Genomic DNA, 21,257 nt, shown 5'->3' on the forward strand with positions numbered 1-21,257 from the left:
TGGGGATCAGGCCATGTTCTTGGCCGCAAACTCCCAGTTCACGATGGCCCAGAAGTTCTCAAGGTACTTCGGGCGGGCATTGCGGTAATCGATGTAGTAAGCGTGTTCCCACACGTCAGCCGTGAACAGCGGCTTGTCGCTGCCGGTGATCGGGGTGGCGGCGTTGGAGGTGTTCACGATGGCCAGCGAGCCATCCGGGCGCTGCACGAGCCAGGTCCAGCCCGAACCGAAGTTACCGGCGGCGCTCTTGCTGAACTCTTCCTTGAACTTGTCGACCGAGCCGAAGGCCTTGGTCAGGGCATCGGCCAGCTTGGCCGGCGGCTCGGACTGCTGCGAAGCCGGGCGCATCGAGTGCCAGTAGAACGTGTGGTTCCAGATCTGCGCGGCATTGTTGAAGATGCCGCCCGACGAGGTCTTGACGATCTCTTCGAGGCTCTTGCTCTCGTCCGGGGTGCCCTTCACCAGATTGTTGAGGTTGGTGACGTAGGTCTGGTGGTGCTTGCCGTAATGGAACTCGAGGGTCTCGGCCGAGATGTGCGGCTCCAGGGCATTCTTCTCATAGGGAAGCGGGGGAAGTTCGAACGCCATTGTCTGGGCTCCTTAGCGGTGGCTGGGGGAAAAGGTTGAAGCAGGGCGCGGCCCGCGCGGCTGCTACACTATGAAACATTCAGCATTCTAATGATGAAACCCGACCTATGGACGTCGTAGACGAGATCAAGGCCATCGTGGCGGCACATCCGATCGTGCTTTTCATGAAAGGTACGCCCGAATACCCCACCTGTGGCTTCTCCGATCGCGCGGTAAAAGCGCTCGAAGCCGCGGGTGCGACGTTCCATGCGGTGAACGTGCTGGCCGATGCGCGCATCCGCGCCGGCCTGCCGCACTATTCGAACTGGCCCACGTTCCCACAGTTGTTCCTGCTAGGGGAATTCATTGGCGGTTGCGACATCGTCGAGGACCTGCATGCGGCGGGTGAACTGAAACGCATGGCCGCCGACGTGGCCGGGGCCGAATCGTGAGCATGCTGCCCTCCGCGCGCCTGCCCGAGGGCTGGGCCCCGGCGCCCGGTGCGCTGGCTGGCCGCGTATTCCTCGTCACGGGCGCCACGGGTGGCCTGGGTGGCGAGACGGCACGGGCTATTGTCCGGGCCGGCGGCACGGTGGTGATCACCGGGCGCAAGGTGCGTCCGCTCGAAAAGCTCTTCGACGAGCTGGTCGCCATGGGCGGCGCCGAGCCGGTCATCCACCCGCTGGATCTGGAAAGCGCCACCCCGAACGATTTCATCGCGCTGGCCGATGGACTGGAGAAGGAGTTCGGCCGGCTCGATGGCGTGGTCCACGCGGCCGCGCATTTCAACGAACTCACGCCCATGGCCATGCACAAGCCTGATGACTGGCTGCGTGCCATGCAGGTGAATGTTTCGGCCCCGTTCGCGCTCACCCAGGCCTGCATGCCGTTGCTCGCCCAGGGCGAGGACAGCGCCGTGGTCTTCGTCTTCGACGACCCGGAGCGCGTCTCGCGTGCCCATTGGGGCGGCTACGGCGTCTCCAAGGCGGCCGTCGAGCGCATGGCTGCCGTGCTGCACGCCGAGCACCTGGGCGGTGCCATGCGTGTGCATGCCCTGTTGCCGCCGCCGATGCGCACGGCGCTGCGCAGGGCGGCTTATTACGGCGAAAACACCCTCGACCGGCCGCTGCCCACGGCATCGGCCGAAGCCATCGTGTACCTGCTGTCGGGCGCTGGCGCGGATGCGCGCGGCACCGTGCTGGATGTCCGCCCCGCCCACTGATTCACCGCACTTTTTTTAGGAGTACCTCCCCATGGAAACGCAGATGACGACGTTATCCGCGGGCATCCTGCTGTTCCTGATCATGGACCCGCTGGGCAACATCCCGTTGTTCCTTGCCCTGTTGAAGGATGTGCCGCCCCAGCGCCGCCGCAAGGTGATGATCCGCGAGCTGCTGATCGCGCTCGCCGTGCTGGTGGCCTTCCTGCTGGGCGGCCAGTTCATCCTGAAGCTGCTCCAGCTGCGCCAGGAATCCGTGAGCATCGGCGGCGGCATCGTGCTGTTCCTGATCGGCATCCGCATGGTGTTCCCGCCGGTGGAAGGCGGTGTGTTCGGCAAGCCCGGCGAGGGCGAGCCGTTCATCGTACCCATGGCGATCCCTGGCGTGGCCGGCCCTTCGGCCATGGCCGCGCTGCTGCTGCTCACCAATTCGCAGCCGGGTCGCACGGCGGAGTGGGGTATCGCCCTGTTCCTGGCATGGCTCTCCACCTCGGTGATCCTGCTCAGTTCCACCTTCCTGTTCAAATGGTTGGGTGAAAGCGTGCTGACCGCCATGGAGCGCCTGATGGGCATGCTGCTCATCGCGCTTTCGGTACAGATGGCACTGGGCGGCCTGGCGTCCTACATGCACATTGCCGTATGAACATACGTAGCGGTAGGGTAACTGTCATAATTGCCCGCGAGCATGTGCGGAGCCGGGACTGACCCGGCGCCGGGCATGGTCCAAGCCCCAGGCAGGGGCCCTGAAGGATGTTCAAAGGCGCTATGACAAACCCAGACTCCGCACCACGCCCGGCCGGTACCGCCCGTCTGACGTCTAAGGGAGCCACATCATGCTGAGCATCGATCGCACCCTCCAGGAACGCATGCCATGGCTGGCCCAGCACCCTAAGCTGCGTAAGCCGCTGACCGGGTTGCTCGGTACGCTCGCCCACGAGCAACGCTTCAACGGCGTGCTCGAGGCGCTGCGCGATACCCAGGGCATCGAGTTCGCCGAGCGCGTGCTTGAGCACCTGGGCGTAAGCTGCCGCGTCACCGAACGCGAGCGCGAAAATATTCCCGTCGAAGGCCCGCTGGTCGTCGTCGCCAACCATCCGCTGGGCATGGTCGATGCCATGGCCCTGGTCCAGCTCATCGGGTCCGTGCGCCGCGATATCCGCATCCTCGGCAACGAGGTCCTGGCGGCGGTCCCGCAGATGGAGCCGATCCTGCTGCGCGTTGATGTCTTCGGAAAGGGCGCCTCGTCACGCATGCGCGCGATCTTCCGCAGCATCGAGGCGGGCGAAGTCCTCATCATGTTCCCGGCCGGCGAAGTGTCCCGCCTGGGCGCCGGCGGCGTGCGCGACGGCAAGTGGTCCGATGGTTTCGCTCGCATCGCGGCCAAGGCGGGCATCCCCGTGTTGCCGGTGCATATCAATGCGCGCAACTCCGTCGCTTTCTACGGTTTGTCCATGTTGGCCAAGCCGCTGAGCACCGCGATGCTTCCTCGCGAAGCGACGTCGGGCAAGCAGCGCCTGGGCATCCGCATCGGCAAGCTTGTCGATGCCGATGAGCTGAAGCAGGTCAGCGGCGGTTCGTCCGAACGCGCGGCCAAACTGATGCGCCGCCATGTGTATCGCGTGGGCCAGCAGCGTGGCCTGATCTTTGGCGGGCAGACGCCGCTGGCGCATCCCGAACCGATCGAACGCGTGGTGGCTGAGCTGGACAAGGCTGAGGTGCTGGCCGAGCTCGGTGGCGGCAAGAAGGCGTTGCTCGTGCAGGGTTCGAGCGATAGCGCCGTACTGCGTGAGATTGGCCGCTTGCGCGAGCTGACGTTCCGTCGCGTGGGCGAGGGTACGGGCAAGCGCCGCGACCTCGATGCGTACGATCCGTATTACGAACACCTGGTGCTGTGGGATGAGAAGGCGCTGCGCATCGTGGGTGCGTACCGCTTTGGCCATGGCGGCAAGCTGATCAACGAGCGCGGCATGTCGTCGCTCTATACCTCCAGCCTGTTCGACTATTCGCCGGCGCTGGAGTCGCGCCTGGCGCAGGGGCTGGAGCTGGGGCGTAGCTTTATCGCGCCGGCGTACTGGCGTTGGTCGCGTGCGCTGGATCAGCTGTGGCAGGGCATTGGCCTGTATCTGCAGCGCCATCCGGATGTGCGTTATCTGTTTGGCCCGGTGAGCATGTCGGCGGCGATTCCGCGTGAGGGTCGCGAGTGGATCGCGGCGGCGCATCAGCATTTCTTTGGCGTGCAGGGTCTGGCAGCGGCTCGCCAGCCGTTCGTGATTCCTCAGGAGACGCTGGCGCAGGTGCGTGCGGAGCTGGAAGGCCTGGATGCGGCGGGTGGCCTGGGTAAGCTGAAGAATCGCCTGGATGCGTTGGGTGTGACGTTGCCGGTGTTGTATCGCCAGTATGTGGATCTGGTGGATCCGGAGGGCGTGCAGTTCCTGGCGTTCGGCGAGGATCCGGATTTCGCGGGCTGCGTGGATGGCCTGGTAATGCTGGATCTTCTCAGTCTGAAGCCGGCTAAGCGTGCGCGGTATCTCGGCAAGTAAGCGGGCTATGTTCGCGACGAAGAAACCCGGCCATGCGCCGGGTTTTTTTGTGGCCGTTCGAGTGGGCTCGCCTGCGGCCTCGCGTGTTTGAAGCGGTTCATTCGCTGGCGCGAATGCATGTGTTGAGCGGCTTGCGCCGCCTCGCGCTCGGGCGTCTCTGGAAAGAGGCCTTGGGGCCCACCCTCGCTGCTCAGACAGGTCCTCCGCGTTCGTACCGGAATGCGCCTCCGGCGCATGTGTATTTATATGGCCTACGGCCGCTCACTTGTGCGGAACTCGCCTCGAGGGTGGGCCCCAAGGCCTCCCGGACACACTGAGGCGGCATGATGGGAAAGCGCATGACCGGTGTGATGGCAACCGGCGACGTGGTAGGAGCCCACCCTGTGGGCGACATCTTTCGCCTCGACGCCCAGGCCCTGCCGTGCATCACGACCGATCAAGGCGAGACACCGCAAGATCTGTAGGGTGGCGCGAACGGCGTCGCCCACAGGGTGGGCTCCTACAGGGGGTGTGTGTGACGGGGCGGACGGTTGGGGGCGGACAGCGGGCTGTCCGCGGACATCGAGCGGCACGGGGTGAGATCCGGCGAAAGGGCGCTGTGGCGCGGTTTTTCGGGCGCATCGGCGGTTGGCACGGCGAATGCACTCTCTCTGGCGAAGGGCGCTAACGCCCACCTGCCAAACCACGGAGACTGGCCATGAAAACCGAAACCTTCCTGCTGAAGACCTTCTTTGCCGTTGCCGTCCTGCTGAGCGTGTTGACGATGGGGGCGATGGTGACGACGAGTGTGTCGACCGTGCCCGCAAACGCGATTGCGTCCGCACAGTGAGGCAAGCGGGTTTACTTGCGGCGTTTTGCCTTCGATTGGTTGGGATGTGCGGCAGGGCCCAAGGGTCGACGCGAAAGATGTCGCCCACAGGGTGGGCTCCTACGACGGCGCGGGTTGTCATTACGTACCGGTTGGCGCGGATGCACGCACTTTCCCAGCACGCTACCTCGGTGTGTCTGGGAGGTCTTGGGGCCCACCCTCGAGGCGAGTTCCGCACAAGAGAGCGGCCGCAGGCCTAATTGATACACATGCGCCGGAGGCGCATTCCGGTACGAACGCGGAGGACCTGTCTGAGCAGCGAGGGTGGGCCCCAAGGCCTCTTTCCGGAGGTGCCCGAGCGCAAGGCGGCGCAAGCCGCTCAACACATGCGTTCGCCAATGCGAATGAACCGCTTCAACCTCGCGAAGCCGAAGGCGAGCTGTATCGCTAACGCATGCAATCCCATAAAGCGGATGCTCGTTATTATCTCCCTGTCGTAGGAAAAGCCGATTTCCTGCGCATGAAAAAAACGTCAAACATTCGACAAATTGTCATTGTGTGATGCTAGCCTATTGATTATCTCAGGGCAGGGACCTCCCGCGTTTTACAGGGTTGCCGCAGCGGGCGGCGCTACACAGGACATTTCCGCGCTTGGTATGCGTACCGAGCGCATAGCTGTGTCCGGAGAAACCGTTTTTTCCTGCGATGGCGTAATAAAAAACGAACGCCGTATTAATCGCAATTAATAACGCATTAGAAATTTTTTTCGATTTACCCGTTACCACTACTTGCATCACACCAGGAAACCAGTCGATGAATCGCAATACCCTTTCGGCAGCGATCGCGTTCTCGCTTTGCCTTGTGGCCGGCACCGCTGCGGCCCAGGACAGCCAGGCGCAAGAGGCCCCGGCTAGCACGACGACCACGCAGCGTTCGAACGTCTCCTCGTCCTCGAACACCACCAACGACAACGCCACCCGCCGCGCCGCCGAGCAGATGAGCGCCGTGCAGGTGCGTGCGAGCTCGCTGTCGCTGGGCGGTGGCCTCATGTCCATCCAGGACGCCCCGAAAGCCGTTTCGACCATCTCCCGTGACGCCATCAAGCAGGCTGCCCCGGGCGCGACCTTCATCCAGGCGATCGACTCGATCCCGGGCGTGGTGTCCTCCACCGATGACGTCACCGGCACCAACGACGGCAACATCAGCATTCGTGGCTTTCCCATCGACGAAGTGGGCGTGACCGTCAACGGCGCCCCGATCAACGACAGCGGCAACTACAAGATCTACCCGACCGAGTACGGCGACACCGAGAACATGGGTGACATCACCGTGCAGCAGGGTTACCCGGACAACGACACGCCGATCTCCGGCGCGGCCGGTGGTTCGATCGCGTGGGTGACGGTCGATCCGTCGCACACCGCTGGCCTCGATTTCAGCCAGTCGCTCGGCCAGAACAGCTACCACCGCACCTTCTTCCGCCTGAACACCGGCGACACCGGCCCGGTGCGTTCGTGGCTCTCGTACTCGAACAACGAAACCGAACTGTGGCGCGGCCGCGGTAAGGCGAAGATCACCAAGGTCGACGGCAAGTCGGTCTGGACGATCGACGACCGCAACTCGGTGACCTTCTCGGTGCAGTACAACCGCGAAGTGAAGACCAACTACGAAAGCCTGACCAAGGCCCAGGTGGCGCAGCAGTACAAGCAGAGCTACGCCAGCGTCTACACGCCGGGCAGCACCAGCAGTAACTTCTACGCGCTGCACCAGAACCCGTTCCGTAACTACCTGGCCAGCGCCGACGGTGAGTTCACCTTCACCGACAGCCTGCGCCTGAGCGTGGTGCCGTACTTCCAGTACGGTGAAGGCGGCGGCGGCTCTGGCAGCACCGTGACCGAGAATGCGCTGGCTAACGGCAACTACTACCACTCGGTGAACTACGACCTCGACGGCGACGGCAAGCTCAGCGGCACCAAGCTGGTCAACTCGTTCAGCAACTCGATCACCTACCGTCCGGGCATCATCGCCAAGCTCAACCAGGACCTGACCGATAACAACAGCCTGGAATACGGCCTGTGGTGGGAGCGTCCGCGCCAGCAGCAGGATCAGGTCTTCGTGCCGGTCGATCCGGAAACGGGCATCCCGGTGGATACGTGGGCCAAGACCCAGCGCATCTCGTTCCCGGATGGCACGGCGCAGAAGTCGTACATCAACTACACGACGACGACCAACGAAAAGGCCTTCATCACCGACAACTGGACCCCGACCGACAAGCTGACCTTCACCGGCAGCCTGGCGTACGTCTGGTCGAAGCGCGACGGTGACGTCTACGAGTACCCGGATTCGATCGGCTCGATCAGCACGGCCGGCAAGGTCACCGCGACGAATGCCGCTTACGGCACCTCGGTCAACAAGACCTTCCACAAGTTCACCCCGTCGGGTGGCGTGAAGTACCAGCTCAACGACCAGAACCAGTTCTACTTCGGCATGGGCAAGACCTTCCGCGCTCCGATCAACGGCGCGATCCTGTCGAACGCCCTGTACGGCAATGGCACGGCGAAGGCCGCTCCGCTGCCGAACAAGCCGGAAACCTCGGTGACGGCCGACCTCGGCTGGCGTTTCTACGGCGATAGCTTCTCGGCTAACGTCGACGCCTACGCCTCCAACTTCAACAACAAGCAGGTGTCGGGCTACGACGAGAACACGGGTCTTACCGTGTACACGCAGCTGCCCAAGGTGCACATGCGCGGCCTGAACTCGGAAGTCAGCTACAAGCTGGACGAGAACTGGTCGGTGTATGCGAACTACAACTACACCCGCTCGCTGATGCAGGCCAACCTGGATTCGCTGGGCGACGGCATCTACTACACCAAGGGCAAGACCCTGCTGAACTCGCCGAAGAACACCGGCTACGTCGCGGTGAACTTCAAGAACGGCCCGTTCTGGGCTCAGTTGAACGCCAAGTACCAGGGCGCCAGCTGGGGTGACTGGTCCAACACGCAGAAGATCGGCGGCTACACCACGCTGAACCTCAACGCTGGCTGGAACTTCCCGGACTTCTCGCCCTCGTTCCGCAGCCCGTACATCAAGCTCAACCTGTTCAACCTGGCGGATCGCAAGGCCTTCACCTACGCCAGCAACATCTCGGCGTTCCTGGCTTCGAACCCGGACAAGATCAAGGACGCGAACGGCACCACGCTGTTCGCCTCGGCGCCGTACTACTCGGTGCTGCAGGAACGTACCTTCATGGTCACCTTCGGCGCGTCGTTCTTCTAAGACGCACGTACCCCCAAGGGCCTGAAAGGGCGCCCCTCCGCGAGGAGGGGCGTCCTTTTTTTTAACGTCGAAGTCTCATGTGACATGAAACATGACGCCGGTCGCAAGGACGGGCGACGAAAAGTTGCGTGCGTTTGAATGATCGTAAAATCATGAACTTATAAGTGCTTGATCGATCTAAAAAGTGCCGGGAAGGCGTACGTTCTTGGACCTTTTCCTATCGCAACTTGTTACGCCGATGTAATAAACTTCATCTAGTCTTTACGGACCACTGTCATTCCGAGACCGCTGGGCGATGTCGCCGGGTCAGGGGAAAACCGAAGAATCGTTGTTGCCTTCCAGGGGACGGGCGTGTTGCGACGCCTTGTCTTACCAGCTTTTTTTCTCGCGAAATTGTGAGGTTCGTTACATGCAGAAGCGTATCCGCGCCAAACTCCTGCCGTTGGCCATTGCGTCGCTTATCGCCGCGCCGTCCGCCTTCGCCCAGGAGACGTCGTCGACGATCAGCGGTCGTGTCCTTGATAGCGCCGGCCAGCCGGTCTCCAACGCCACCGTCACCATCGTTCACGAGCCGTCGGGCACCACCAAGACGACGACCACGGACGCCAACGGCCGTTACTCGGCCCAGGGCCTGCGCCCGGGTGGCCCGTTCGACGTGACCGCGAACAAGGACGGCGTGCCGTCGGCCCGCCAGGACCAGGTCTACCTGTCGCTGGGCGCTGACACCGCGGTGAACCTCACCTCGGGTGCCGCCGCCAACGCCGCTGACGCCACCGCGCTCGGCGCCGTCACCGTTTCCGCTGTCTCGGGTCAGTTCTCGTCGGAGAACAAGGGCCTGGGCACCACCATTTCGCAGGCGCAGCTCAAGGCTACGCCGGCTCCCAGCGGCAACATCGCTGATATCGCGCGCCTCGACCCGCGCGTGAACGTCGACCACGGCACCGGCGCCATCTCGGCTAACGGCCAGAACTCGCGCATGAACGCCATCAAGGTCGACGGCCTGGGCGTGGGCGACCCGTTCGGTCTGAACTCGACCGGCATGCCGACCGTCGGCTCGCCGGTGTCGATGGACACGCTGGATTCGTTCAACATCTCGACCGCCAACTACGACGTCAGCTCCGACACGATCGGCGCGGACATCAACGCCGTCACCAAGTCGGGTACCAACGAGTTCCACGGCTCGGTGTACTACGGCTTCAAGAATGCCTCGAGCATGGTGGGCGACGCTGGCTGGATCAATAATGGCCAGGACCGCGAGTACACCGAGTTCGACCGTAACTGGAAGGCCGGTGCCACCGTTGGTGGCCCGATCATCAAGGACAAGCTGTTCTTCTTCGCCGGTTACGAGAAGGAAGAAGTGACCGGCCTGAGCTCGGGCGCCGTGAACGGCCTCGACCCGTCGCTTGCTGCTTCGAACAACAACAAGGTGTCGTCGGCCGATCTCGCCCGCACGATTGCGAACGCGCAGGGCCTGGGCATCGTCCCGGGTACGCTTGGCGCCAATGCTGGCACGCTGACCGACAAGCGTTACATTGCCAAGATCGACTGGAACATCACCGACGGTCACCGCATGAACCTTGCGTACTCGCGTACCAAGGAAGTGAAGCCCAACCCGCAGGGTAACGGCGCGTCGTCGATCGGCCTGTCCAGCTACTGGTACACCGTCAACTCCGACATCAAGAACTACACCCTGCAGTCGTTCGACGACTGGAGCGATATCTTCTCGTCGGAAACCAAGATCGGCTACAGCGATTACTCGCTGAACCGTTCGGTGGATACGCAGCAGCCGATGCTCACCGTGCGCGTCAACAGCGGCATCGGTAGCGCCCAGGGCACGGGTCCGACGATCAACCTCGGCGAAGACCAGTTCTCGCACTACAACTCGGCGTCGGTGAAGACGCTGAACGCCATGTGGGCCGGCACCCTGTACCTCGACGACCACACCATCAAGGGTGGCTTCGAGTGGGAGCGTAACCGCATCTATAACCTGTTCGGTCGTACGGAATTCGGCGCCTACACCTTCGCCAACGGCATCAACAGCCTGGCCAACGGCGCTTACAGCAACTACTCGCTGTACCAGCCGGCTCCGGGTTACAGCCTGAACGACATCGCCGCCCAGTGGGAGCTGCGTCGTCACACGTTCTTCCTGCAGGACACCTGGCAGCCGACCGACAACCTGTCGGTGCAGTTCGGCTTCCGCGTCAACAAGTACCTGACCGACGACAAGCCGCTGTACAACGCGACGTTCGAGCAGAAGTACGGCTTCAGCAATGCCGCCACGGTTAACGGCAGCAAGCTGGTCGAGCCGCGCCTGTCGTTCAACTACACCTTCGACAGCGAGTACAAGACCCAGCTGCGCGGTGGTGTTGGCCTGTTCCAGTCCGATCCGCCGACCGTGTGGATGACGAACCCGTACCAGAACAACGGTATCAATATCGTCACGTATTCGTACGATCGCAACGCCGATGGCACTTGCCGTCTCGGTAGCCAGCTCAGCATCGCTTGCCCGGCGTTCAGCCCGGATCCGCTGAAGCAGCAGACCAGCGGCCCGGGTACGCAGCCGCAGATGGCCGTCGATACGGTCGACAAGAACTTCAAGCTGCCGAGCGTCTGGAAGTCCTCGATCGCGTTTGATCGTGAACTGCCGTGGATGGGCATCATCGGTAGCATCGAGTACCAGCACCTCGACGTGCAGGACGGTATCTTCTACCAGAACCTGAACATCGGTGGCCCGACCGGCCAGATGCCGGACGGCCGCTTCACGTACTACGGCTGCATCGGTGGTTCCACCCCGATCGGTGCCGCTGCGAATTGCGCGACGAGCAATGCGACGGGCGCGGCGCTCAGCACCAACCGCAACCGTTACCGTGCTGATGGCCGCTTCGCCCAGGCTGTCACCTACCTGACCAACACCTCGAAGGGTGGTGCGGATACGGTGACCCTGTCGTTCACCAAGCCGATGGAAAATGGCTGGTCGTGGAGCGTGTCGGCCACCGGCGGCCACGCGACCGAAGTGAACCCGGGTACGTCCAGCCAGGCTTCGTCGAACTACTCGAACAGCGCCTGGACCAACCCGAACGAAGACGTGGCTTCCACGGCCAACACCAACATCGCCAAGCGCCTCAACGCTTCGATCACGTGGCAGCACGCGTTCTTCGGCGACTACAACACGACCGTCAGTGCCTTCTACGATGGCCACTCGGGCGTGCCGTATAGCTGGGTGTTCGGTAACGACGCCAATGGTGACTCGTACTCGAAGGATCTGGCTTACATCCCGACCCGTAACGACGGTACGGCCTTCCGCACCGCGAATGGCGCGTCGGCTGCATCGGATGCGCTGGTCAACCAGTTCTTCGACTACATCCAGCACGATCCGAGCCTGCGTAAGAACCAGGGCAAGATCGCGCGTCGTAACGATGCGGTGTCGAGCTGGGTCAATCAGATCGACCTTGGCCTGAGCCAGGAAATCCCGGGCATCTTCAAGGGCAACAAGGGCGAGATCCGTCTCGACATCTACAACTTCCTGAACCTGCTCAACAAGGATTGGGGACAGCAGTCGTACGTCGGCTTCCCGTACACCCGTACGCTGGCCAACTTCGGCGGCGTGGACGCCCAGGGCAACTACATCTACAACCTGCCGACCGACGCACAGGGCAACTACGCCCCGGGTTCGAAGGCTGTGTACGATGCCCCGACCGACAACAGCGCGACCAAGCTGAACCCGGTCTCGCGTTGGTCCGCCCAGCTGACCGTTCGCTACACGTTCTAATGGCGGCGTAAGCCTCTAGTGGAACTGGGAAACGGCATCCGAAAGGGTGCCGTTTTCTTTTGTGGCCAGCGGCAGACTTGACCCCCGCCCAACCCCCGCGTGATCCTAAGCAGTCCGCTCCACCTCCCGGAGCGGGGTTCGCCGCTAATTCGCGGTCAGAAGGACATGTAAGTCAATGAATGCCCAGCATTTTGGGGAGCCGGTCACCGGCAAGACGGTCAGCGCGCGCGTTTCTCCTGCGGGCGGCCTCGATATCCTTTCCCGTAATGAGGTCGCGCGCCTGCGCGATGCCAGCGGGTCGGGCCTGCACCAGCTCCTGCGCCGTTGCGCGCTGGCGGTGCTTACCTCGGGCAACCTTTCCGACGATCCGGGCTCGATGTTCGAGCAGTACCCGGATTTCGATATCCAGGTGCTGCAGGAAGACCGCGGCATCAAGATCGAGCTGAAGAATGCCCCGGAGCAGGCCTTCGTCGATGGCCGCATCATCCGCGGTATCAACGAGCTCCTCGTCGCCGTCGTTCGCGACATCGTTTACGTTTCCGCCCAGCTTGAAGCCGGTGCGTTCGACCTGGAAGACACGGTCGGCATCACCCATAGCGTGTTCGAGATCCTGCGCAATTCGCGCATCCTGCGTCCGCAGGTCGATCCGAACCTGGTGGTGTGCTGGGGTGGCCACTCGATCTCGCGTGACGAGTACGAGTACACCAAGCGCGTCGGTTACCAGCTTGGCCTGCGCAGCATGGATATCTGCACGGGCTGCGGCCCGGGTGCGATGAAGGGCCCGATGAAGGGCGCGACCATTGCCCACGCCAAGCAGCGCCGCAAGGGCAACCGCTACATCGGCGTGACCGAGCCGGGCATCATCGCGGCCGAGTCGCCCAACCCGATCGTCAACAACCTGGTGATCATGCCGGATATCGAGAAGCGCCTCGAGGCGTTTGTCCGTCTGGGTCACGGCATCATCGTGTTCCCGGGTGGCGTCGGTACGGCGGAAGAAATCCTGTACATGCTCGGCATCCTGCTGCTGCCGAAGAACAAGGGCATCCCGTTCCCGCTCATCTTCACCGGCCCGCGTGACTCGGCGCCGTACTTCGAGCAGATCGATCGGTTCCTGCGCCTGTGCCTGGGTGATTCCGTGGCCGAGCACTACAAGATCATCATCGATGATCCGGCGGCCGTAGCCCACGCGATGGTCTCGGGCATCGACAAGGTGCGCAACCATCGCCTGGACAACAAGGACGCGTTCTTCTTCAACTGGGCGCTCGATATCCCGCTGCCGTTCCAGCAGCCGTTCCCGCCGACGCATAACGCGATGTCGAGCCTTGCGCTGCATCGTGATCGTCCGCGCCATGAACTGGCCGCTGACCTGCGCCGTGCCTTCTCGGGCATCGTCGCCGGCAACGTCAAGCCGGAGGGTGTCCGTGCCATCGCCGAGCACGGCCCGTTCGTGATCGATGGTGAGCCGGAAATCATGCGTGCGCTCGACGACCTGCTGAAGGCCTTCGTGGCGCAGCACCGCATGAAGCTCCCCGGTGGTACGGCTTACGAGCCGTGCTACGTGGTGCGTACCTGATAGAAACGGGCAGGGCGGCGCAACGCCGCCCTGCCAGATGCTGAACGTGACTTGGGCGCCCCCTATGGGCGTCACAGGGCCTAGACGGGGCGGCGGGCGAGGATGCCTGCACATATCGTCTTGAGGGAGGCGCCCATGCTTGTCACCATTCTTCTCGTTGTACTTCTGCTTGCCCTGGTGGGTGGCCTGCCGACCTGGGGTTACTCGCGTTCGTGGGGTTATGGCCCCAGCGGCGGTATTGGCGTGATCCTCGCCATCATCCTGGTCTGCTGGCTGCTCGGCGTCTTCTGACGCCGCACTCACGTTGCCGCGCATCCTTGGGTAGCATCATGGGGTGCGCGGCGCCCTGGCGGCGGCGCGAGGAGGATTCCATGCCCCGACCGCATCGCCCCGTTCCTGATACCGACCTGCCGGCACCCGGCACATCGCCACCGCCGTACGACCATGAACCCGTGGAGCGGCCCGGCCCCGAGCCGGATACCGACGGCGAGGTCCCCGAAACCTGATGCCGCGCAAACGCACAGCCTGGCCTCCCGGTGAGGTTCTTCCGCGTTCGTTCTACCAGCGCGATGCCCGCGAGGTCGGGCCGCAGCTGTTGAACAAGGTGCTTGCCTCGGCCGATGGCCGCGCGGGGCGCATTGTGGAGGTCGAGGCGTATGTGGGCGCGATTGATCCTGCCGCACATACCTTCCGTGGGAAGACCAAGCGCAATGAAGTGATGTTCGGCCCGGCCGGGCACATGTATGTGTACTTCACCTACGGGATGCACTGGTGTTGCAACACCGTGTGTGGGGAAGAGGGTGAGGGCAATGGCTGTCTCATTCGCGCACTGGAACCCATCGCGGGCCTTGAATTGATGCGTGCGGCACGGCCGAAGATCCGTCGCGACCGAGAGCTATGTAGCGGCCCGGCTCGTCTCACCCAGGCGCTCGGCATTACCGGCGAGCAGAACGGCATCGACCTGGTCCGCGCCCGCGACGGCTACACCGTGCTCGACGATGGCATGCCTCCGCCGGAGAACGTGCCGGGCTCGGCGCGCATTGGCATTCGCGAGGGCACGGATTTGCTTTGGCGCTGGTTTGTCGCCGGGAACCCGAACGTTTCGAAGTGACGGGGCTCGGCTGGCCACCCTGAATGCACGGCATCCGTGCGGTTCGCAACAACTTGTGGCTGATCCTTTTGTGGCGCTAGGCTGGCGGCACATCGATACGGAGATCCGCATGAAACGTTTTGTTGTCGGCCTGTTGTTCGCGTGTTTGGCGCTCCCCGCCTTTGCTTCCGAGACCTGGCGCGTTAACTCGCAGGTAGTGAGTACGGGTGATAGTGAGGGCCGCCTTCGCCAGATCGCCGGGAAGCCGGATCGCGAAACGCCGATCGAGACATCGCGTGGTGGCCTGCGAGGCTACCGGCTGGAGTATTTCCAGCAAGGGAAGAGCGTGCAGGTGGAGGTCGTCGATGGTCGCGTGACCTCGATTACGCAGATCGATAGTTAATCGTCCAGGCTGTTAAGGCGAGTCGTTCGCCTGCTCAACGTCCATGGCCAATCTCTTGAGAGCGCCTTCGGTGCCCTTGCAGGTGTCGTTGGCGAGAAGGGCGTAGCCTCGCTTTGCATGTGGGAATAGCACGACCTGGCTGGACGTGCCGAAGCTGCCACCGCCGTGCGAAATCATCGGCGCATCGTTGACCTTCGCCACGTGCCAGGCCATGGCAACATCCTCATCGCTGCCGTGCACAAGCGGTCGGTGTGAGAGCGCGATGGCCGGATTCGATTCGTCGAGCTGCCAGCGGACAAAGCGGGCCAGATCGGCCGCCGTAGACCACAGCCCCCATGCGGCGCCGGCGTTATCGGGGTGCGCAGGGGCGGGCTTGCCGAACATGTCATATCCAGTGACCCGTTTCGCTGCGAGCGCAGGGGACAGTCGAAGGGTCGTTGAGGCCATGCCGAGGGGCGACAGGATGCGCTGGTCCAGCAGGGTGGCGTAGGGCGCGTGGTAAACCCGCTCCAGGCCGACGCCGATGAGCATGAATCCGGCATTCGAATAGCGCTCTTCGTCCCCCGGTTTGCTCTGCAGGGTCGTGTGGTGCAAGTCGCGGAGAAAGTCCTTTTCGCCTCGCCCCTGATTCAGTGCGAGTAGCTTGCCGGGCAGGGTGCGGGGATCCTTCTCCGCGAAGATGGCGTCCGACTTCGGGATATCGCGAGGCATGCCGGAGCGGTGGGTGAGCAGGGTTCCCAGGGTGATGGGATGTCCATCGATTGCGAGATTCGGATACGGTCCGTCGAGATATCTACGAAAGTCGCCATCGAGGGTCATCTTCCCTTCGTGCACGGCGAAGGCGGCTAGCGTGGCCGTGAAGCTTTTCGTGACCGAAGCAATTTCATAAACGCTGTCGGCCTTCGTGGGTGCGCCAGTCTTGCGGTTGGCAACGCCGTAGTCGTACACGCGCTCGCCTTCCGGTGTGACCACGGCCACCGATACACCTGCGTGGCATGCGTTAGCAAAATATGCTGTCGCCGCGCGATCGACGGCCTTATTCATCCCGGTGCGTAGCGGGTTATCACTCTGCAGCTGGTCGGTCGCTAGCGAGGCAGTGCTGACGCTGGCGCAAAGGGCGACAGTAGCCAAGGCGAAGCGGTGACGTTTCATGGCGCGCCCCGGGGAATCGATTCCGAGCATGGTGAGCCATGATGGATGCCGTTTCCATGTGCCTTCGCAGAGGCAAAAGAAAAGGGCTTGCATCGCTGCAAGCCCTTTTCAAATCTGGCGCCCGAAGTTGGACTCGAACCAACGACCCCCTGATTAACAGTCAAGTGCTCTAACCGGCTGAGCTATTCGGGCGGGGAGCCACGTATTTTGTGTATCTTGCCGGGGGCTGTCAAGCATTCTTAACGATTGTTTTCACGGAACGTCGCGCAGGCCCCGATGTGCCGCGCCCCGGGCGGTTCCGTACGGATGCGCCCGGCCATCGAAATCACCACGGAAACCGCCATGTCAGGCCGTTTCCGGACGCATAGGGTGATCGTGTCGTTGCCGCCCGGTGCCATTCCGCTGGGGTCGAAACGAATGCCAGTGCGGGCCATCGATGAGCGGGTGGCGAGCCGGCGGGGGAGGGCATCGTGCACGGATAACGCGCGTGTACCGTCGAGCGTGACCCAGCCCGCCTCCCACCCTGCGCCTGGCTGGCACCGATGCCCGTCACCACTGGGGCAGATCGTGATGGCCCGGCCGCGGAGGGTGGCGGCACGCCGGGCGGATGCGAGGTCCTCGGCGAGGACCTCGCTGGCCTGGTGGAGCTGTGCCCGCGCCAGCAGGCCGTCCATCGCCGGCAGTGCGATGGATGCAGCGATGGCCAGGATGAGCGCCACGACGGCGAGCTCGATGAGGGTGAAGGCGCGAGGGATGTGTGGCATGAGCCGAGCAGGAAGTGGGCCCCACAGGATCGGCCCGACTGAGGTCCGGGTCTGTCGGGCTTCGACCTCACGCCATGTAGGCGCTCCGCCTTTAAACTCAAGGCTTTCGCCTTCATATTGCTGGCCATGACTGACCGTTTCCAGCTCGTCTCGCCGTACCAGCCCTCCGGCGACCAGCCCGAGGCCATTCGCCGCCTGACTGAAGGTTTTGAAGCCGGCCTTGCCGCGCAGACCCTGCTGGGCGTTACCGGCTCGGGCAAGACCTTCACGATCGCCAACCTTATTGAGAAGGTGCAGAAGCCGACGATCGTGCTGGCGCCGAACAAGACGCTTGCGGCGCAGCTGTACGGCGAGTTCAAGGAGTTCTTCCCGCATAACGCGGTGGAGTACTTCGTGAGCTACTACGACTATTACCAGCCGGAAGCCTATGTGGTCGCCTCGGATACCTTCATCGAGAAGGATTCGAGCATCAACGACCACATCGAACAGATGCGCCTGGCCGCGACCAAGGCCCTGCTTTCGCGCAAGGACGCGTTGATCGTGGCCACGGTATCGGCGATCTACGGCCTGGGTGATCCCGAGGATTACATGAGCCTCCGGTTGATCCTGTCGCGCGGTGAGCATATCGACCAGCGCGCGCTGATCCGTCAGCTCACGGAGCTGCAGTACACGCGTAATGAAATGGAGCTGCGTCGCGGCTCGTATCGCGTGCGTGGCGAAGTTATTGATGTGTTCCCTGCGGAATCGGAGACCGAAGCGCTACGCATCGAGCTGTTCGATGGCGATGTCGAGAATCTTTCGCTGTTCGACCCGTTGACCGGCGAAGTCCTGCGCAAGGTGCCGAGGTATACGGTTTACCCGAAGACCCATTACGCGACGACACGCCAGAGCGTGCTGAACGCGATGGAGACGATCAAGGTAGAGCTTTCCGAGCGCCTGGAGCAGCTGTACAAGGACAATAAACTCGTCGAGGCGCAGCGCCTGGAGCAGCGTACGCGTTTCGACCTGGAAATGATGGCCGAAGTGGGCTTCTGCCAGGGCATCGAGAACTACTCGCGGCACATGACCCGGCGTGGTCCGGGCGAGCCGCCGCCGACGCTCTTCGATTATCTGCCGCCCGATGCGCTGATGGTGGTCGACGAATCCCATGTGACCGTGCCGCAGCTTGGCGCCATGTACAAAGGCGATCGCTCGCGCAAGGAAACACTGGTGGAATTCGGTTTTCGCCTGCCGTCGGCGATGGATAACCGCCCGCTGCGTTTCGAAGAGTGGGAGCGTCGCGCGCCCCGCGCCATCTACGTTTCGGCCACGCCGGCGAAGTACGAGCTGGAGCATTCCGACAACAATATTGTCGAGCTGGTGGTGCGTCCGACCGGCCTCGTGGATCCCGAAGTTGAAGTGCGTCCCGTGCGTACGCAGGTGGACGATCTGCTGGGTGAAATCCGCAAGCGCATCGAAATGGGCGACCGCGTGCTGGTCACTACGTTGACCAAGCGTATGTCGGAGAACCTGACGGATTATCTCTCGGAGCACGATATCAAGGTGCGCTATCTGCACTCTGATATCGAGACGGTGGAGCGCACGGAGATTATCCGTGACCTCCGTCTGGGCGAGTTCGATGTGCTGGTGGGCATTAATCTGCTGCGCGAAGGCCTGGATATGCCGGAGGTCTCGCTCGTCGCGATCCTCGACGCTGACAAGGAAGGTTTCCTGCGTTCCAACCGCTCACTGATCCAGACCATTGGTCGTGCCGCTCGTAACGTGCGCGGCAAGGCTATTCTTTATGCGGATGAGATCACGCGTTCCATGAAGGAAGCGATGGACGAAACCGCCCGTCGTCGCGAAAAGCAGATGGAGTACAACGCGGCCAACGGAATCACGCCGAAGACCGTGGTGCGGCGCATCGCCGACATCATGGAGGGCGCGCGCGCAGACGTCGGTTCCCGCGGGAAGGGCAAGAAGGGCAAGGATGCGAAGAAGGTGGCCGAAGCCGCCCCGGACTATGCGGACCTCAATCCGGAGCAGGTCGGCGTGATGATCAAGAAGCTCGAGGCGCGCATGTACAAGCACGCGCAGAACCTGGAGTTCGAGGAGGCCGGCAAGGTGCGCGACGAGATCCACCGGCTGCGGGAGCGGGCGCTGCGCTAAGGCCCCGGCACGGGGAGGGCAACGAATTTTCATTGCCCCCTTGCGTCCGCCCTCGGGCATCGGTAAACTGCGCAGCTCTTCGGGCGGTTAGCTCAGCGGTAGAGCACTACCTTGACATGGTAGGGGTCACAAGTTCGATCCTTGTACCGCCCACCACTTTCCTCAATAGGCGAGTGGCATTGAAGAGAACGACTAAGGAGCCCTCAGGCTCCTTTTTTCTTGCCTTCCGGCACGGTTCAACCCTCAGGCCACGCTGATGACCGAACCCGAGCGCCTCGCCAAACGTATTGCAGCCCTCGTACCGTGCTCCCGCCGCGAGGCGGAGATGTACATCGAGGGTGGCTGGGTGCGCGTCGATGGCGTGGTCGTCGAGCAGCCGCAGTTCAAGGTGTCGGACCAGCGCATCGAGATTGATCCGGACGCCAGGCTGACGCCTCCCGAGCCGGCATCCATGATCCTGCACAAGCCGGCGGGCCTGTCTGTCGATGCGGCACGCGCGTTGATCCGGGTGGAAAACCATGTGGACGACGACCCCTCGGGGCTTCGCGTCCTCCATCGACACTTTGCGAAGCTTGAGCCCGCGCTGGGCCTGCCCGAAGCAGCGAGTGGCCTGCTGGTGTTTACCCAGGATTGGCGCGTGAAGCGGCGCCTGCAGGAAGACATCGATCGTATTGAGCAGGAGCTTGTGGTCGAAGTATCGGGCGAGCTGAAGCCCTACGGTCTAGCTTTGCTCAATCACGGGCTCGTTTTCGATAACTACGCGCTGCCTCCGATCAAGGTGAGCTGGCAGAACGAAAAGCACCTTCGGTTTGCCATGAAGCGGATCTCGCCGGAAACGGTCGTGCGGATGTGCGCCGAGGTGGGATTGACGGTGTTGGGGATGAAGCGGCTTCGCGTCGGGCGTATTCCCATGGGGCGGCTTGAACCGGGGCAGTGGCGTTATCTCGCGACGACCGATCGTTTTTGATTTTGTAAGGGTTTCCTTACGCCATCTGTTGAGCGTCGCAGACTGTTTGCGATTTAGCGTCTGGTGGATGCTGCGGGCTCCTTCCTTTGGATGCCTTAGCTATGACTGACTGGACCCTGTCCGCGGCTGACTGGACGTCGTTGCAGGAGCGCATGGCGCGCTCCGATGCGCGTTTCGATGCGTTCGTATCCCGGTTCGACGACCACGCTGCCCGCACGAACGATAGTTTTCAGCGTATCGATCGCCGCCTTGAGCGGCTTGAGAAGCGCGTGGGCGATGTCGAACAGTCCGTGAGTATCGTGCACCGCGATGTCGGGGCCATCGACAAGCGCTTGCGCGTGGTCGAGTGCGATGTCCAGGACCTCATCCGTTACCGCCATCGGCTGTGGGGCATGATGACGGCCATCGCGGCCCTGGGTGGCACGGTGGGCTTTGCGGGCGCGCAGGCCTTTCAGCGGCTCATGCATGCCCTGTGAGGCTCCCTGCCGCATCTCGGCGGGCGGCCAGTCCGGCTACACTCAGGCTTTCCAAGGGAGTGCCGCCGATGGCTTACCTGCTGACCAAATCCCTGCACATCGTGTTTGTCATCGCCTGGATGGCCACGGTGTTCTACCTGCCGCGCATCCTCGTCAACATCAAGGAGGCCGAGGGCGAGCCAGCTGCCGTCAAGGCGCGCCTCGAGCTCATGGGGCGTCGCCTCTACAAGTTTGGCCACACCATGTTCGGCCTGGCGTTCCTGTTCGGGCTGGTGCTCTGGCTTTACTTCGGCATTACCGGGGGCTGGTTGCACGCAAAGCTGACGCTGGTGGCGGTCATGCTGGCTTACTACATCTGGTCGGGCAGGGCGCTGAAGCGCAGCATGGCTGGCGGCCCGCTGCCGTCGTCCAAGGCCTTGCGTATCGGCAACGAACTGCCGGTGCTCGTCCTCCTGGCCATCGTTTACCTCGTGGTGGCGAAGCCGTTCTGAGGTCTCTCCGCCTGAGA

General features: G+C 62.8%; 20 protein-coding genes and 2 tRNA genes. 17 read left to right on the top strand and 5 right to left on the bottom strand.

Annotated features, from left to right (window positions below; translation table 11 throughout):
* Positions 1–6: 6 nt before the first annotated feature.
* Positions 7–588 (bottom strand): Fe-Mn family superoxide dismutase, encoded by a 582-nt coding sequence (locus L2Y96_RS06815; protein WP_247334447.1) that lies wholly within the window; start codon positions 586–588, stop codon positions 7–9.
* A gap of 107 nt (positions 589–695) precedes the next feature.
* On the opposite strand from L2Y96_RS06815, the gene grxD reads away from it, so the two are divergent.
* From grxD to L2Y96_RS22885, 5 genes are all read left to right on the top strand, one after another.
* Complete coding sequence (gene grxD, locus L2Y96_RS06820; protein ID WP_045830321.1) at positions 696–1,019, top strand: Grx4 family monothiol glutaredoxin; 324 nt, start codon at positions 696–698, stop codon at positions 1,017–1,019.
* A 2-nt stretch (positions 1,020–1,021) separates the two neighbouring features.
* Complete coding sequence (locus L2Y96_RS06825) at positions 1,022–1,789, top strand: SDR family NAD(P)-dependent oxidoreductase (protein ID WP_247336951.1); 768 nt, start codon at positions 1,022–1,024, stop codon at positions 1,787–1,789.
* 31 nt (positions 1,790–1,820) lie between these two features.
* Positions 1,821–2,429, top strand: a complete 609-nt coding sequence (locus tag L2Y96_RS06830; RefSeq protein WP_283248873.1) for a YhgN family NAAT transporter — start codon at positions 1,821–1,823, stop codon at positions 2,427–2,429.
* A gap of 190 nt (positions 2,430–2,619) precedes the next feature.
* Entirely contained in the window at positions 2,620–4,326 is a 1,707-nt protein-coding gene (gene olsF / locus L2Y96_RS06835) for a bifunctional ornithine lipid synthase OlsF (protein WP_247334449.1), read from the top strand.
* A 697-nt stretch (positions 4,327–5,023) separates the two neighbouring features.
* On the top strand, positions 5,024–5,155 hold the full coding sequence (locus L2Y96_RS22885; RefSeq protein WP_256452198.1) for a hypothetical protein: 132 nt from the start codon (positions 5,024–5,026) through the stop codon (positions 5,153–5,155).
* Between the two features lie 560 nt (positions 5,156–5,715).
* On the opposite strand, the gene L2Y96_RS06840 is transcribed toward L2Y96_RS22885, so the two are convergent.
* Positions 5,716–5,958, bottom strand: coding sequence for a hypothetical protein (locus tag L2Y96_RS06840; RefSeq protein ID WP_247334451.1), 243 nt, complete (start codon positions 5,956–5,958; stop codon positions 5,716–5,718).
* Here L2Y96_RS06840 and L2Y96_RS06845 point away from each other — a divergent pair.
* The 7 genes from L2Y96_RS06845 to L2Y96_RS06870 all read left to right on the top strand — a co-directional run bounded on the left by L2Y96_RS06845 (position 5,948) and on the right by L2Y96_RS06870 (position 15,242).
* Positions 5,948–8,407, top strand: a complete 2,460-nt coding sequence (locus tag L2Y96_RS06845; RefSeq protein WP_247334452.1) for a TonB-dependent receptor — start codon at positions 5,948–5,950, stop codon at positions 8,405–8,407. The genes L2Y96_RS06840 and L2Y96_RS06845 overlap by 11 nt on opposite strands.
* A gap of 409 nt (positions 8,408–8,816) precedes the next feature.
* Positions 8,817–12,176, top strand: coding sequence for a TonB-dependent receptor (locus L2Y96_RS06850; RefSeq protein ID WP_247334454.1), 3,360 nt, complete (start codon positions 8,817–8,819; stop codon positions 12,174–12,176).
* A 175-nt stretch (positions 12,177–12,351) separates the two neighbouring features.
* Positions 12,352–13,749: a nucleotide 5'-monophosphate nucleosidase PpnN gene (gene ppnN / locus L2Y96_RS06855; RefSeq protein ID WP_247334455.1), complete on the top strand. Its 1,398-nt coding sequence runs from the start codon at positions 12,352–12,354 to the stop codon at positions 13,747–13,749.
* Positions 13,750–13,884: 135 nt separating this feature from the next.
* Entirely contained in the window at positions 13,885–14,040 is a 156-nt protein-coding gene (locus L2Y96_RS06860) for a DUF3309 family protein (protein WP_247334457.1), read from the top strand.
* Between the two features lie 80 nt (positions 14,041–14,120).
* On the top strand, positions 14,121–14,255 hold the full coding sequence (locus tag L2Y96_RS22890; protein WP_256452199.1) for a hypothetical protein: 135 nt from the start codon (positions 14,121–14,123) through the stop codon (positions 14,253–14,255).
* On the top strand, positions 14,255–14,860 hold the full coding sequence (locus L2Y96_RS06865; RefSeq protein WP_247334458.1) for a DNA-3-methyladenine glycosylase: 606 nt from the start codon (positions 14,255–14,257) through the stop codon (positions 14,858–14,860). The genes L2Y96_RS22890 and L2Y96_RS06865 overlap by 1 nt, the downstream gene beginning before the upstream one ends.
* A gap of 109 nt (positions 14,861–14,969) precedes the next feature.
* On the top strand, positions 14,970–15,242 hold the full coding sequence (locus L2Y96_RS06870; RefSeq protein WP_247334466.1) for a DUF2845 domain-containing protein: 273 nt from the start codon (positions 14,970–14,972) through the stop codon (positions 15,240–15,242).
* Between the two features lie 12 nt (positions 15,243–15,254).
* Here L2Y96_RS06870 and L2Y96_RS06875 read toward each other — a convergent pair whose 3' ends face one another.
* From L2Y96_RS06875 to L2Y96_RS06885, 3 genes are all read right to left on the bottom strand, one after another.
* Positions 15,255–16,394 carry a serine hydrolase domain-containing protein gene (locus L2Y96_RS06875; protein WP_247334476.1) on the bottom strand — a complete coding sequence of 380 codons (1,140 nt, stop codon included), beginning with the start codon at positions 16,392–16,394 and terminating at the stop codon, positions 15,255–15,257.
* Positions 16,395–16,509: 115 nt separating this feature from the next.
* Positions 16,510–16,586 (bottom strand) — tRNA-Asn (locus L2Y96_RS06880).
* Positions 16,587–16,633: 47 nt separating this feature from the next.
* The gene (locus tag L2Y96_RS06885) at positions 16,634–17,158 is read right to left on the bottom strand and encodes a GspH/FimT family pseudopilin (protein ID WP_247334478.1); all 525 of its coding nucleotides are present in this window, start codon (positions 17,156–17,158) and stop codon (positions 16,634–16,636) included.
* 126 nt (positions 17,159–17,284) lie between these two features.
* On the opposite strand from L2Y96_RS06885, the gene uvrB reads away from it, so the two are divergent.
* The 5 genes from uvrB (at position 17,285) to L2Y96_RS06910 (ending at position 21,240) form a co-directional block, all read left to right on the top strand.
* Positions 17,285–19,306 (top strand): excinuclease ABC subunit UvrB, encoded by a 2,022-nt coding sequence (uvrB, locus tag L2Y96_RS06890; protein ID WP_247334487.1) that lies wholly within the window; start codon positions 17,285–17,287, stop codon positions 19,304–19,306.
* 81 nt (positions 19,307–19,387) lie between these two features.
* A tRNA-Val gene (locus L2Y96_RS06895) sits at positions 19,388–19,462 on the top strand.
* A 100-nt stretch (positions 19,463–19,562) separates the two neighbouring features.
* Positions 19,563–20,273, top strand: coding sequence for an rRNA pseudouridine synthase (locus L2Y96_RS06900; protein ID WP_247334495.1), 711 nt, complete (start codon positions 19,563–19,565; stop codon positions 20,271–20,273).
* A gap of 101 nt (positions 20,274–20,374) precedes the next feature.
* Positions 20,375–20,749 carry a hypothetical protein gene (locus L2Y96_RS06905; RefSeq protein WP_247334496.1) on the top strand — a complete coding sequence of 125 codons (375 nt, stop codon included), beginning with the start codon at positions 20,375–20,377 and terminating at the stop codon, positions 20,747–20,749.
* A 68-nt stretch (positions 20,750–20,817) separates the two neighbouring features.
* Positions 20,818–21,240, top strand: coding sequence for a CopD family protein (locus L2Y96_RS06910; RefSeq protein ID WP_247334510.1), 423 nt, complete (start codon positions 20,818–20,820; stop codon positions 21,238–21,240).
* Positions 21,241–21,257 lie beyond the last annotated feature (17 nt).

The sequence above is a fragment of the Luteibacter aegosomaticola genome (assembly GCF_023078475.1).
GTDB classification, from domain to species: Bacteria; Pseudomonadota; Gammaproteobacteria; order Xanthomonadales; family Rhodanobacteraceae; genus Luteibacter; species Luteibacter aegosomaticola.

Excerpts from the sequence above, each read along its gene's own strand:
- L2Y96_RS06830 (WP_283248873.1), top strand. The coding sequence starts at position 1,821 with ATGGAAACGCAGATGACGACGTTATCCGCGGGCATCCTGCTGTTCCTG.
- L2Y96_RS22890 (WP_256452199.1), top strand. The coding sequence starts at position 14,121 with ATGCCCCGACCGCATCGCCCCGTTCCTGATACCGACCTGCCGGCACCC.
- grxD (WP_045830321.1), top strand. The coding sequence starts at position 696 with ATGGACGTCGTAGACGAGATCAAGGCCATCGTGGCGGCACATCCGATC.
- L2Y96_RS06825 (WP_247336951.1), top strand. The coding sequence starts at position 1,022 with ATGCTGCCCTCCGCGCGCCTGCCCGAGGGCTGGGCCCCGGCGCCCGGT.
- L2Y96_RS06860 (WP_247334457.1), top strand. The coding sequence starts at position 13,885 with ATGCTTGTCACCATTCTTCTCGTTGTACTTCTGCTTGCCCTGGTGGGT.
- L2Y96_RS06885 (WP_247334478.1), bottom strand. The coding sequence starts at position 17,158 with ATGCCACACATCCCTCGCGCCTTCACCCTCATCGAGCTCGCCGTCGTG.
- L2Y96_RS06870 (WP_247334466.1), top strand. The coding sequence starts at position 14,970 with ATGAAACGTTTTGTTGTCGGCCTGTTGTTCGCGTGTTTGGCGCTCCCC.
- L2Y96_RS06865 (WP_247334458.1), top strand. The coding sequence starts at position 14,255 with ATGCCGCGCAAACGCACAGCCTGGCCTCCCGGTGAGGTTCTTCCGCGT.
- L2Y96_RS06815 (WP_247334447.1), bottom strand. The coding sequence starts at position 588 with ATGGCGTTCGAACTTCCCCCGCTTCCCTATGAGAAGAATGCCCTGGAG.
- olsF (WP_247334449.1), top strand. The coding sequence starts at position 2,620 with ATGCTGAGCATCGATCGCACCCTCCAGGAACGCATGCCATGGCTGGCC.
- L2Y96_RS06910 (WP_247334510.1), top strand. The coding sequence starts at position 20,818 with ATGGCTTACCTGCTGACCAAATCCCTGCACATCGTGTTTGTCATCGCC.
- L2Y96_RS06905 (WP_247334496.1), top strand. The coding sequence starts at position 20,375 with ATGACTGACTGGACCCTGTCCGCGGCTGACTGGACGTCGTTGCAGGAG.
- L2Y96_RS06875 (WP_247334476.1), bottom strand. The coding sequence starts at position 16,394 with ATGAAACGTCACCGCTTCGCCTTGGCTACTGTCGCCCTTTGCGCCAGC.
- L2Y96_RS06850 (WP_247334454.1), top strand. The coding sequence starts at position 8,817 with ATGCAGAAGCGTATCCGCGCCAAACTCCTGCCGTTGGCCATTGCGTCG.
- ppnN (WP_247334455.1), top strand. The coding sequence starts at position 12,352 with ATGAATGCCCAGCATTTTGGGGAGCCGGTCACCGGCAAGACGGTCAGC.
- L2Y96_RS06845 (WP_247334452.1), top strand. The coding sequence starts at position 5,948 with ATGAATCGCAATACCCTTTCGGCAGCGATCGCGTTCTCGCTTTGCCTT.
- L2Y96_RS06900 (WP_247334495.1), top strand. The coding sequence starts at position 19,563 with ATGACCGAACCCGAGCGCCTCGCCAAACGTATTGCAGCCCTCGTACCG.
- uvrB (WP_247334487.1), top strand. The coding sequence starts at position 17,285 with ATGACTGACCGTTTCCAGCTCGTCTCGCCGTACCAGCCCTCCGGCGAC.
- L2Y96_RS22885 (WP_256452198.1), top strand. The coding sequence starts at position 5,024 with ATGAAAACCGAAACCTTCCTGCTGAAGACCTTCTTTGCCGTTGCCGTC.